At 41.3% G+C, this 11,819-nt stretch carries 11 protein-coding genes; all 11 read left to right on the plus strand.

Annotated features, from left to right (window positions below):
• The first annotated feature begins 8 nt into the window (after nt 1–8).
• The 11 genes from ACSLUH_RS06895 (at nt 9) to rng (ending at nt 11,768) form a co-directional block, all read left to right on the plus strand.
• On the plus strand, nt 9–557 hold the full coding sequence (locus tag ACSLUH_RS06895; protein ID WP_448565567.1) for a prepilin-type N-terminal cleavage/methylation domain-containing protein: 549 nt from the start codon (nt 9–11) through the stop codon (nt 555–557).
• Entirely contained in the window at nt 547–1,143 is a 597-nt protein-coding gene (locus ACSLUH_RS06900) for a type IV pilus modification PilV family protein (protein ID WP_448565568.1), read from the plus strand. The genes ACSLUH_RS06895 and ACSLUH_RS06900 overlap by 11 nt, the downstream gene beginning before the upstream one ends.
• Nucleotides 1,143–1,931 (plus strand): PulJ/GspJ family protein, encoded by a 789-nt coding sequence (locus ACSLUH_RS06905; protein WP_448565569.1) that lies wholly within the window; start codon nt 1,143–1,145, stop codon nt 1,929–1,931. The genes ACSLUH_RS06900 and ACSLUH_RS06905 overlap by 1 nt, the downstream gene beginning before the upstream one ends.
• Entirely contained in the window at nt 1,921–2,358 is a 438-nt protein-coding gene (locus tag ACSLUH_RS06910; protein ID WP_448565570.1) for a PilX N-terminal domain-containing pilus assembly protein, read from the plus strand. The genes ACSLUH_RS06905 and ACSLUH_RS06910 overlap by 11 nt, the downstream gene beginning before the upstream one ends.
• A 211-nt stretch (nt 2,359–2,569) precedes the next feature.
• A complete protein-coding gene (locus ACSLUH_RS06915) occupies nt 2,570–3,097 on the plus strand; it encodes a hypothetical protein (RefSeq protein ID WP_448565571.1) in 528 nt (175 codons plus the stop codon).
• 207 nt (nt 3,098–3,304) lie between these two features.
• Nucleotides 3,305–7,066 carry a DUF6701 domain-containing protein gene (locus ACSLUH_RS06920; RefSeq protein WP_448565572.1) on the plus strand — a complete coding sequence of 1,254 codons (3,762 nt, stop codon included), beginning with the start codon at nt 3,305–3,307 and terminating at the stop codon, nt 7,064–7,066.
• Nucleotides 7,067–7,233: 167 nt separating this feature from the next.
• Entirely contained in the window at nt 7,234–8,277 is a 1,044-nt protein-coding gene (locus ACSLUH_RS06925; RefSeq protein ID WP_448565573.1) for a rod shape-determining protein, read from the plus strand.
• 78 nt (nt 8,278–8,355) lie between these two features.
• The gene (gene mreC, locus ACSLUH_RS06930) at nt 8,356–9,228 is read left to right on the plus strand and encodes a rod shape-determining protein MreC (RefSeq protein WP_448565574.1); all 873 of its coding nucleotides are present in this window, start codon (nt 8,356–8,358) and stop codon (nt 9,226–9,228) included.
• Nucleotides 9,228–9,707, plus strand: coding sequence for a rod shape-determining protein MreD (mreD, locus tag ACSLUH_RS06935; RefSeq protein ID WP_448565575.1), 480 nt, complete (start codon nt 9,228–9,230; stop codon nt 9,705–9,707). Before mreC ends, mreD begins: the two co-directional genes overlap by 1 nt.
• Nucleotide 9,708: 1 nt before the next feature.
• On the plus strand, nt 9,709–10,302 hold the full coding sequence (locus ACSLUH_RS06940; RefSeq protein WP_448565576.1) for a Maf family protein: 594 nt from the start codon (nt 9,709–9,711) through the stop codon (nt 10,300–10,302).
• A gap of 2 nt (nt 10,303–10,304) precedes the next feature.
• Entirely contained in the window at nt 10,305–11,768 is a 1,464-nt protein-coding gene (gene rng / locus ACSLUH_RS06945; RefSeq protein ID WP_448565577.1) for a ribonuclease G, read from the plus strand.
• Nucleotides 11,769–11,819: the final 51 nt, after the last annotated feature.

Here is an 11,819-nt window from a genome sequence, read left to right on the forward strand (position 1 = left end):
AACTCACTATGAGTAGAACTTATTGTCATCATCACCAGAAAACCCAACATGGGTTTTCCTTGATCGAACTGGTCACTGTAATTATTATTATGGGGATAATGATGGTTACCGTCATACCCAAGTTTTTCTCATCCAATGGCTTTGAGGAATATACCTATCGAAACGAAGTAATAACTACTTTACGCGCAATTCAATTAAGAGTGATGCAGCAATCTGGAGTTCCAGTGTGTAAGCAGGTATTTTTTTCAGTTAAGGCAATAGGGTTATCACAAACCGATACCGCTCAAGCCAATAATTGCAATGCAGGCGTGTTGGCAGATCAAGGCAATGATGATTTTCAAAGCAATACCAGTGTGTTTATCGACGATAACCACAATGTTACCTTTGCATTCAGTGGTTTTTTAAACAATGTCTCTTTTGATCACTTGGGTCGCTTAATAGATGCGGCAGGCAATCGCGTACCTTGCACTGATATAAATCCTTGCCGGATAACGGTAAGCGGTGAACAGAGTTTGCATATTCAAATTGAATCAGAAGGTTATATCCATGCGCTGTAGATCGCCTTATCATGTTTCAGGGTTTACTCTCTTAGAAACCATCGTTGGTATCGTGATGCTGTCGATTTCATTTGCGATACTCACCAATCTTTTGTATCCAGCGATAGAGCAAAGCGGCGACCAAGTGCATCAAATACGCGCGGCAGAATTGGGGCAATCATTACTTAATGAAATCAGCGCTTATGCATTTGATGAAAACTCAGATCGTGCCGGCGGCAGATATCGTTGCAATGAAGATGCTGATGACAGTGGAGTTGTCGAGAGTAGCGAACAATGCTCGAATGTTATGGGCAGAGAATCAGGCGAAGGTGATGGCACTGACCGCACGATACTCGACGATGTCGATGATTTTAACGGCATTGGGATTAGCAACGCTGGTAGTAGCGGCTTTTTTAAAAACTCACAAAATGACGATCTTAGTTTATATTTGGGTTATTCAGTCGAGATAGAGGTGTGTAACGACAGTGATTACGATGGTGATTGCGCAACTAATGCCAATAATTATACCGCTAAACTAATTCGCGTTACCGTGATCACACCAACAGGATTTGCTATCGATTTTTCTACTTACCGGGCGAATTTTTAATGAATAAGTTGCCAAATGCCAAAGGGTTTACTTTAGTAGAAATGATAATGGTGATAATTATCCTTGGGGTGTTATCTGTTAGTTTAAGCCGTTTTCTCAATATTGGTACAAAAATTTATGTACAAAGTAGCGATAGAGATCAGTTAATCAGCAATGCGCGTTTTGCGATAGAACGTTTAAATCGTGAGCTTAGATTAGCCTTGCCTAATAGCCCAAGAATAATTGCAGACGATCAATGCTTAGAGTTTAGACCCATAAAAGCCAGTGCCAGTTATCTCGACATTCCGGTAGCGCCAGAGCCAGCCAGTGATGAAGTCACAGTGGTACGATTTGATGATAGCGAGTTTTCTACGGATTTAACCGCAGCCGTCTATCCACTTGATGACACTGAAACCTATGGCGTGTTGTCAAAAAAAATAAAGGGTGTCGATAGATTAGAAAAAAAAGTCAACAAGCAATGGACAATTACCTTAAGTGAGCGGCATTTATTTGAACAAGATTCTCCAACTCAACGAATATACTTTATTGACGACCCCGTGGCGTTTTGTTTTCAAGACGGATTAGAAGGGAAACAATTGGTGCGTTATCAAAACTATTATGATTACAATGCAGAGGTTCCGGATGGTACGGCAGTATTGATGGCTGAATATCTGGATGGGCGAAGCTTCTTTCGTGTGTCGAATCCTAGTCAATATCGCAATGGTCAGGTTCAGGTGTATTTTCACTTTGTATTAAAAGATGAAGAGATCAGTTTTAGTAATGATATACAGGTGGCCAATGTTCCCTAGACAGAAACTCACTAGAAAATCTTTTGCAAATGGTAGTGCGTTAGTGGTGGCTATTTTTGTCATTATTGTCATCAGTCTCTTAGGTGTAGCACTGATAAAAATGTTATCAACCGAAGCGGAAAGCATCGCCTATGAAGTGATGGGTACTAGGGCGTTTCAGGCGGCACAATCGGGGATGCAACGTCAACTTCAACAAGTCTTTCCGCTGAGCAGTCCTGCTCGAGCTTGCCTTGCTCCGGCACAAACGTTTAGCTTCGCTGCTACAAACGCGCAAGGGCGAGGACTCACCAATTGCCAAGCTTTTGTAACATGCAATCAAGATGTAGTTAATGAGGTGCCTTATTATCAGTTAACCAGCGAAGGCCAATGCCAAATAGCTGGTGTGATCACCTCTAGAAAAATAGCGGTCGAAGCTAAAGGCCTCTAATGTCGAGTTATTTTACATCTATACAATTCTAAAACTTTCGTTTTAACTTATCTTATTGTTTTTATTTGGTATTTTATTTTTGGTTTGATTTTTGCTTTGTTAAATTAAAAATAATGAAGTCTATCATTATATGAGGTATTTAGTGGTTAAGTTTATTTTCAAATCTTTGATTGCAATCTGTTTTCTTATAACTACGCAGGCCAAAGCTGGCTTGATCTATAGTGATTTAACTGAAGACGATTATGTTGTTATTGGTGACTATGAGTGGGCTTGGGCATCGCCTGTCAACACCGAAACACGGGGGTTAAATACCCTATACGCGCCAGAATTCCATGAAGGTTGGGGGTATGCCAATGATGAACAACTTCAGCTTTTAAAAGACGCATTATCTGCCGACATAGCAGAGGATGGGCAGTTTGACTTATTTACTCGTCAGACGGATAACGGTATTGAGTATATTCATGCTTTTGAATATTGGAATACATTTTACAGCACTGTTGATGATGTTTCTGATATTTCACAAAGAATTGTTAGAAGCGTTTGGGCAGAAAATGCTGGACTATCACCAGACGATTTCAACAATTCTTTTGATTATTCAATGGCGTATTCGATGATGATCCAAGCTGAAACTTTTTACGTCAGACCACATGCCGCAAGCGCTAGTATTCCAGAGCCTACATCGATATTGATATTTGCATTAGGTTTATTATTACTCTCAGTGCGCGATAAATTCCTATAATAACTAAGTCTGTTTGTTTCATGAAAAGTTAGCCCTGCATTCCGCGGGGCTTTTTTTATCAATTTGTTTATTAAACCTAATACAAATTCAAGTAGTTACTTGTTAAATGATGCACTAAAGAGTAACGTTAACTACACTAAGGCTAATAACGGTTAAATTGTCTAGCGCTGCATGAAGAAGTTTTTGACCCTGTTAAGTGGAATATTGTTGACGTTACTGAGCTTGTATTCGGTAGCACAATGTTCTTCATATATTGGTTCGGCAAGTATTAATGAGGTTTTCTTTAAGAAAACAGGAGCCGACCGTCCTTCGTTTATCGAAATTAAACTGATAGATTCAGCAGTGCCGGCTAGTGTCTATAACAATTGGTCAATGAAAATTTGTCGCAGCACTATCAGTTGCCAAACGATTAGCGTCTCAGATGCTGCTGGTGGCGGCGCGTCTTACCCTTGGTTGTATTACCAATCGCCGATCTTAAATGATATTTATATTGACTTTGCAAATGGCTTTGATGTCGCATTATTGGATGCCAATGGTCATGCTATCGATTATATCAGTGTTAATGGCAGAAACTATCAGTCGATTAATTGCAGCAACCTTGCCTATCAATACAATATTCCAATGACCGAAAATGGTACTAAGCTGTTGCATCGCATTCCTGATGGCACCGGACCTTGGCAAGTGATCAATGCCGCTAAAAACAATACTCCAGGTGCGGGTAATGGCGGTAATTTCCCTTACCTTCGTGTCTTGGACGCTAGCACCGAGCAGGGTAATAACATTGTTTTTACCGTGCAATTAACCAATTTCCAAGGCGACCCTATAACCACTTATTATGATGTTGCCTTTCGCTACCGTACCTTTGATAACACGGCAATATCGCCAACGCATTATCAAGGTGTTAGTCAAACGCCTGTCTTTATTCCAGCAGGCTATAGTTCTATAACGCTACCACCCATATCGACAACCTTAGTCGGCGATAATGTCACTCGAACGTTTGAGTTGTTCCTCGACGGCTCGAGCGGCGCGAATATTGGTAATGGTAGTGGAACTGGTACAATAACCCCTATTGTCGCTAGCCCTGAGTTTAGTTGCGATACCACTTTTGTTGATGGCTTAACCTCTCACAGCGGTAGTGGTAACATTAATTTTGGCGCCAATGCGTATTTGCACGATAACCCAGATACCATCTTGGCGACGCCATCGGTTACCACCAACTTTTTTAATACCAACTCTTGTTGGAATCAAGGTGTGTGTAGCGCCAGTGGCTCACCTACTCAAAAAATTACCTTACCGAGCTTTAAAACCACTTCGAGTGTTCAAACCTTATATTTAAATGTCAATCAAACAGCGACCATAGGTACATCTAATGACACTGAATACAGGGATATTGTCGTCGCTGCCGGAGCTCAATTAACTACATCCTCGAAAAGTTCTGTTTATAAAATTAGAAATTTATCGACAACCGGGCAATATGCTACGCTGAACCTCGCGCCAGGAGAATATTGGATAGAAAACTTATTGTTGGCAGAGGGCAGTGTAATCAATATATCTTCTCCAGGAGAAGTTAAACTCTTTGTTTTTAATAGCTTTTCAACGAATAGGTATAGTGAGTTTAATGTAGCTACTGTGCCTAGCGTTGATCGCAAGCTATCGATTGCCGGCTACAATAATATTAATATTGATCAAGCAGCCCGTGTTCAGGCGTTAGTTTACGCCAGAGGTGATATTACCGTATGGGGAGGGCCTGATATTGATGGCGCATTATCAGGGGCTAATATTAATATCATTGATAGTGCACGTGTTTTTTATCAGTGTGGTGTAACTCCCCCGACTGTGAACCATTATCAAATACTCCATGATGGCAGTGGCTTAACCTGTGATAGTGAAACCGTGACTATCATGGCCTGTACTAATGACTTTGATGGTACTTGTGACCCCGCGCCTCTAGCTGGCAGTTTTACCTTGAATGTTGTCGGCGACAATGATGTTGTTCGAAAGGATGGGACGTTTATCAATGGTGTTGGCACGGTTAATTTCAATTATTATTTTGCAGAAAATGTCATTCTTTCGTTATCGAATGAATCGATAGCAGCGACGAATAGCAATGTTTGTCTGACAGGCAATGGGCCAAGTTGCGTAATGACGTTTGCTGATGCTGGCTTTAAAATTACCGGTTTTAATGACATCGAAGTTGCAGGTGAACCGATGGTCGATGCTAACGGTTCGCGTATTTATATTCAGGCAGTAAAAGATAATAATGGTGTGTGTGAAGCCTATTTTGATAATGCTGGACAGCGCAGTATTCGTTTTAGTTTGAAAAATATTGCCCCGAGCACAACTGGATTAGCGTACCAAATTGGTGAGGTTTCTTTACCTCAAGATGTACTATTGAGTTTTGATGAAAACTCTAGCGCTCAACTACCAGAGAATATTTATTTCGATGCTGGTAAGATAGCGCTTCAAGCAAGTCATACGATACCAGCAACAGATACTTCCCCCGAAGTGACGCTCACCGGAGCCAGTAGAGATTTTTATGTGCGCCCCAAACGATTTATTGTTGATGCTTACAAGAAAGATGAAAAAAACAATGATACTTCACTTAATAATACTAATTCTGCTGGTGATCCAACTGAGTTAGCGGGCAATCCTTTTAACTTGGAGATAAAAGCCGTTAATGTAAATGGTGATGTTACAGGGAATTATCAAGGCACGGTTAAGCTTGCCTTACAACGACTGCTTCCTACTGAACCGCTTCCTACTCAATTGGTTCAAAACAGTGTTGAAGGCGTATTCACTGCTAATGGGGTTAGTTTGACGTCTTCAACAAGCAGTCCACCTAATTTTAATAATAGCGAAATTTCATTAAATAATGGGATATACCAGAGCTTAACCACATCAACGCCACCGAATGGCGCGCGTTATAGTGAAGTGGGGGGCGTTAAGTTGTTTGTACGTGGCGGCAGTGCAAACAGTATTGATGCTCAAGGCGAAAGCGTCATAGGCCGTTTTATCCCTGCATCCTTTGACTTAAAATATTCTAAGGTCAAAAACTTCTGTGACTCGATGACCTACTCGATGACCTATATGGGGCAACCTGAATTAAAGCTGCATTATGAAATTCATGCCCTGAATATGCAAAAGGAACCGACGAAAAACTATTTTGGCGATTTAGCCAAAGCGAAAATTACGGTAGTTGCAGAAAATGACAGTACTACCGAACTCACGGATCGACTTCAAGGTTTTGATATAAAAAATAAGGGCTTATGGGATAATGGGGTTTACAAAAACGACAGTGATAGTACAGTTCAGATAAGTGGTATTAAGTATGATGTAGGCCAATTTACCCGCACCAAAAAAGTAGATGGCCCTTATGATAATCTTAAATTTGGAATAAAGCTTGAAGATCCTGATGGCAGTCAACTCAATGACTTGAATATGCTAAATAATGGTACTGAAGACGAGCCTTTGTTTATAGCTAAAAGTTTGTCAGGTGAGAGTAAAATACGCTTTGGCCGCTGGTTTATCGAAAATGCCTATGGACCTGAAACTTCAAACATTATTGCACCTATGCAAGTACAGTATTACGACGGTACAAGGTTTGTGGTAAATAGTGATGATTCTTGTACGCTTGCTAAGATTAACGATAAAGAGTTAGGAGATTTGTACGACCCAATGGATGACCTTTATGATTATCGTTTGGTCGAGAAAGATGGTTTAAGTGCAGACCAAACAAATGCGTCAGTTAATGATACGTTTTTTGATGGGGTGTTAAATAAGTTGACGTTCTCAGCGCCAGTCATTGGCCAACAGGGTTCGGTGATATTTGAGTACGAAGTACCCACTTGGCTGAAATATGATTGGGATGATGGTGACGGTCCATTCGAGCAAAACCCGAGTGCCGTTATTACCTTTGGCCTTTATCGCGGAAACGATCGGATTATTTCGTGGCGAGAAGTGGGGAATTAAGGTGTTTTTAATCATTTCAGTGAAAAAATCGCAAATTTCTGTGATTTTTTCACATTTGAGGCATCACATCTGAACAAAGCTAGGGTATGATTAACGGTAATGATAAAAATTATAACTTGTTTAGGCAAAGACTTGCCTTGTTGACCTAAAAAGGACAGTTAGACTTTATGTTTAAGAAATTACGCGGCATGTTTTCAAACGATCTTTCTATCGATTTAGGAACAGCCAATACCCTCATCTATGTCAAAGACCAAGGCATTGTGTTAAATGAACCGTCCGTGGTTGCGATTCGTCAAGATCGCTCAGGTGGTTCTAAAAGTGTGGCGGCTGTAGGTGCGGCGGCTAAACAGATGTTAGGGCGTACCCCTGGTAACATTGAAGCCATTCGTCCAATGAAAGATGGTGTGATTGCTAACTTTTTTGTTACTGAGAAAATGTTGCAATACTTCATTAAACAAGTGCATAGCAATAACTTTTTACGTCCTAGCCCGCGAGTTTTAGTTTGTGTTCCTTGCGGTTCTACTCAGGTTGAACGTCGCGCTATTCGAGAATCAGCATTAGGTGCTGGAGCGCGTGAAGTTTATTTAATTGATGAGCCGATGGCAGCCGCGATTGGTGCCGGTATGCCAGTATCTGAAGCAACAGGCTCAATGGTGGTTGATATCGGTGGTGGTACGACTGAAGTTGGTATTATCTCGTTAAATGGCGTGGTTTATTCGTCTTCAGTGCGCATTGGTGGTGATAAGTTTGATGATGCGATTATCAATTATGTCCGCCGTAACTTTGGTAGCCTGATAGGTGAAGCAACTGCAGAGCGCATTAAACATGAAATCGGCTCCGCTTACCCTGGTGAAGAGTTAATTGAAATAGAAGTACGTGGTCGTAACTTAGCCGAAGGTGTACCACGTAGCTTTACCCTAAACAGCAATGAAATTTTAGAAGCTTTACAAGAACCACTAACGGGTATCGTTAGTGCCATCATGGTAACCTTGGAGCAATCGCCACCAGAACTCGCTTCTGATATTTCTGAGCGTGGCATGGTACTCACTGGCGGTGGTGCATTATTAAAAGATTTAGATCGTTTATTAATGGAGGAAACCGGTATTCCGGTAGTCGTTGCAGATGATCCGCTAACTTGTGTTGCTCGAGGTGGTGGTAAAGCTCTCGAAATGATAGATATGCATGGCGGCGATTTATTTTCTTACGAATAAAACCACAAAAGGCGATGATAACTTCATCGCCTTTTGCTCACTTGCCTATGTTTCGTTAACCGATACTCGACAGCTTTAATGAACCCAATATTTAAACACGGCCCCTCACCTCAGCATCGTCTTATTATGATGCTCATTTTGTCGATTCTACTAATATTCTTTGATTACAAAATGAATAGTTTTGAAGCGGTAAGAGGGTATCTTCAATCGTTAGTTAGTCCATTGCAATATCTCGCTTCTGCCCCGAAAAATGCCGTTGATTGGGCTGCTGAGAACTTAGTCAGTCGACAAAAACTCATAGAACAAAATCAACTTTTTAAAGCCAATCAATTGAAATTGAAAGAGCAGTTAATGCAGTTAGAAATGCTTAAAAAAGAAAATGCTCGATTACGCTCTTTGCTTGCTTCACCGGTTCGTACGGAAGCGAAAAAAATGGTTGCTGAAATTGTTTCGGTAGACAGCGATCCCTATTCACATCAAGTGGTAATAAACAAAGGGGCTAACGAAGGTGTTTTTGAAGGGCAAGCGGTTATTGATGATAACGGCGTTGTTGGTCAAATATTGCATGTTGGCACTAATAGCAGCCGAGTCCTGCTGATCACCGATGTCACACAAGGGGTGCCCGTTCGAGTGAGCCGAAACGGTGTTCGCCTGGTGGCAAGCGGCACTGGAACGCTAGATAAATTAACCCATAATTTTGTCCCGCACAGCACTGATATTAAAGAAGGGGATCTGCTGGTGACTTCTGGGTTGGGTGGTAAATACCCAGAAGGTTACCCCGTTGCGCGAGTCGTGGTTGTTAGGCAAGATGAATCTCGACCGTTTAAACAGGTACAAAGTGAACCCGTTGCTAAGATTGATAGGCTAAGGTATTTATTGTTACTGTGGCCGAAAAGTGAACAGAGTTTGTTCTCGTCTGCTTCTCAAGCTGAACAAGAGGAGAGCCAATAATGTTTGCTCACAATGGCTTAATTATATTGCTCACCTTTATTGCCGCGTTAACGGCGACCATTATCCCACTTCCATTAGCGGTTGATGCTTTTCGCCCTGATTGGGCATTGGTTGCGGTGCTTTATTGGTGTTTGGCTCTGCCAAGTAGAATTAATGTCGGTACTGCCTGGCTATTAGGTTTAATCATTGATATTTTGTTGGGCTCTGTACTTGGCATACACGCAGCAGCCATGGCGATTTCATGCTTTATCATTGCCAGCAACTTTCAAAAAATTCGTAACTTTTCCGTGTGGCAGCAAGCCTTGATTATTGGCGTTTTATCGGCGCTTTATCACTTACTGGTGTTTTGGTTTCAACGTTTTCTGACCGATGTAGTTTTTTTACCGAGCTATTTGTATCCAGTAATAACCACGGTCATACTGTGGCCTTGGGCGTTTTTACTGCTGAGAAAAATTCGTCGTCACTTTAAGATTAAATAATATGAAACCATCATTAGTTCTTGCCTCGCAGTCGCCAAGACGAGCAGAGTTACTTCGCCAGTTAGGCTATGAGTTTCATTGCCTAGTAGCCGACATAGATGAAACACCGTTAACGCAAGAGTCCCCTGTTGATTATGTGAAAAGGGTTGCATTAGCTAAGGCTGAAGCGGTTGCTAAACTAAGACCGAGCTCTGATGTGGTGCTAGGTTCAGATACCGCTGTTGTTTATCAACATCATATTCTGGGTAAACCGAAGGATTTTCAAGATAGTTTGCAAATGTTGACTTTGCTTTCTGGCAATACCCACCAAGTGTTCACGGCCATTGCCGTGATCGGTAATGGCGACAGTCAAACAGAGCTAATTACAACAGACGTTACGTTTAAGAGATTATCCGAACAGGAAATTGCTAATTATTGGCACACCGGCGAACCACAAGATAAAGCCGGTAGTTATGGCATTCAGGGCATAGGTGGACAATTTGTTACTGAGATAAAAGGTAGCTATAGTGCAGTGGTTGGCTTACCCTTATACGAGACGGCAAGATTATTAGCCCAATTTAACTGGCCAACACCAGTACAGGCATCAGGTATTTAAAAATGAGTGGAGAGTTACTAATTAATGTCACCCCTAGTGAAACTCGTGTTGCGTTAATAGAAAATGGTGTACTTCAAGAAGTGCATATTGAGCGCGAGGCACGTAGGGGGTTAGTGGGTAATATTTATCTTGGTAAAGTGATCCGCGTTTTACCGGGTATGCAAGCAGCTTTTGTTGACATAAATTTAGATAAAGCCGCGTTTTTACACGCCTCCGATATTAATTCCAGTCTCATGTTAAACGAAGAGCAAGACTCTAAAACGGTACCCGATATCAGAAGCTTGGTTCATGAAGGACAATATATTGTCGTGCAAGTGGTTAAAGATCCGCTGGGTACCAAGGGTGCTCGTTTGACCACAGATATCACCGTTGCAGCACGTTATTTAGTGTTAATGCCCAATGCGAGTCACGCTGGGATTTCTCAGCGAATAGAAGATGTTAGCGAGCGTAATCGATTAAAAGATATTGTCACCCCCTATTGTGATGAACACCATGGTTTTATTGTGCGTACTGCCGCTGAAGGCGCTGGCGAGCAAGAATTAAAGCATGATGCGGAATTTTTGCGCAGAGTATGGTCTAAGGTAGTAGAGCGTAAGAAACGAAAGCAAACGAAAGTCGCACTATATCAAGATTTATCATTAGCATTTCGTGTCTTACGAGATTTTGTTGGTATTGAACTTGAACGTATTCGCGTTGATTCTAAATTAACGTTCGATCAGCTGGTAGAATTTACTCAAGAGTTTGTACCTGAGTTAACAAAAGTATTGGAATATTACCCAGGTGAGCGGCCCATTTTTGATTTGTTTGATGTTGAGAATGAAATTCAACGGGCATTGCACCGAAAGATCACCTTAAAGTCAGGTGGGTATTTGATTATTGACCAAACAGAGGCAATGACGACAATCGATATTAATACCGGCGCTTTTGTTGGTCATCGCAATTTAGAAGAAACGATATTTAATACCAATATCGAAGCGACACAGGCTATTGCTAGACAACTTCGCTTACGCAATTTAGGCGGAATTATTATTGTCGACTTTATTGATATGACCAATGAAGATCACAAAAGGCGCGTATTGCACAGCTTAGAAAGTGCGATGTCGAAAGATAAGGTCAAATTTAGTATTAGTGGCTTTTCAGCGCTGGGGTTAGTTGAAATGACCCGAAAAAGAACGCGGGAGAGTTTAGAACATATTTTGTGTAGTGAATGTGACGTTTGTTCTGGGCGTGGCAACCTTAAAACGGTAGAAACCGTGTGTTTTGAAATTTTAAGAGAAATCGTTCGTGTTAATCGAGCGTATGATGCTGACAAGTTTATCGTTTACGCATCGACCTTAGTCAGTGAGTCATTAATTAACGATGAATTTCACAACTTAGCTGAGCTCGAGGTCTTTATTGGTAAACAAATTAAGATCCAAACAGAAAGCATGTATAATCAGGAGCAGTTTGACGTTGTTATGATGTGATCTCCATTGTATAAGTTGTTATGTAACTGAGTATCACACTGTGTTTATTTT

This window comes from Thalassotalea ganghwensis, from assembly GCF_053485795.1.

Bases quoted from the DNA above. Each gene is read 5' to 3' on its own strand.
- ACSLUH_RS06940 (WP_448565576.1), top strand. From the start codon at position 9,709: ATGAAACCATCATTAGTTCTTGCCTCGCAGTCGCCAAGACGAGCAGAG.
- mreD (WP_448565575.1), top strand. From the start codon at position 9,228: ATGTTTGCTCACAATGGCTTAATTATATTGCTCACCTTTATTGCCGCG.
- ACSLUH_RS06900 (WP_448565568.1), top strand. From the start codon at position 547: ATGCGCTGTAGATCGCCTTATCATGTTTCAGGGTTTACTCTCTTAGAA.
- mreC (WP_448565574.1), top strand. From the start codon at position 8,356: ATGAACCCAATATTTAAACACGGCCCCTCACCTCAGCATCGTCTTATT.
- rng (WP_448565577.1), top strand. From the start codon at position 10,305: ATGAGTGGAGAGTTACTAATTAATGTCACCCCTAGTGAAACTCGTGTT.
- ACSLUH_RS06910 (WP_448565570.1), top strand. From the start codon at position 1,921: ATGTTCCCTAGACAGAAACTCACTAGAAAATCTTTTGCAAATGGTAGT.
- ACSLUH_RS06895 (WP_448565567.1), top strand. From the start codon at position 9: ATGAGTAGAACTTATTGTCATCATCACCAGAAAACCCAACATGGGTTT.
- ACSLUH_RS06925 (WP_448565573.1), top strand. From the start codon at position 7,234: ATGTTTAAGAAATTACGCGGCATGTTTTCAAACGATCTTTCTATCGAT.
- ACSLUH_RS06905 (WP_448565569.1), top strand. From the start codon at position 1,143: ATGAATAAGTTGCCAAATGCCAAAGGGTTTACTTTAGTAGAAATGATA.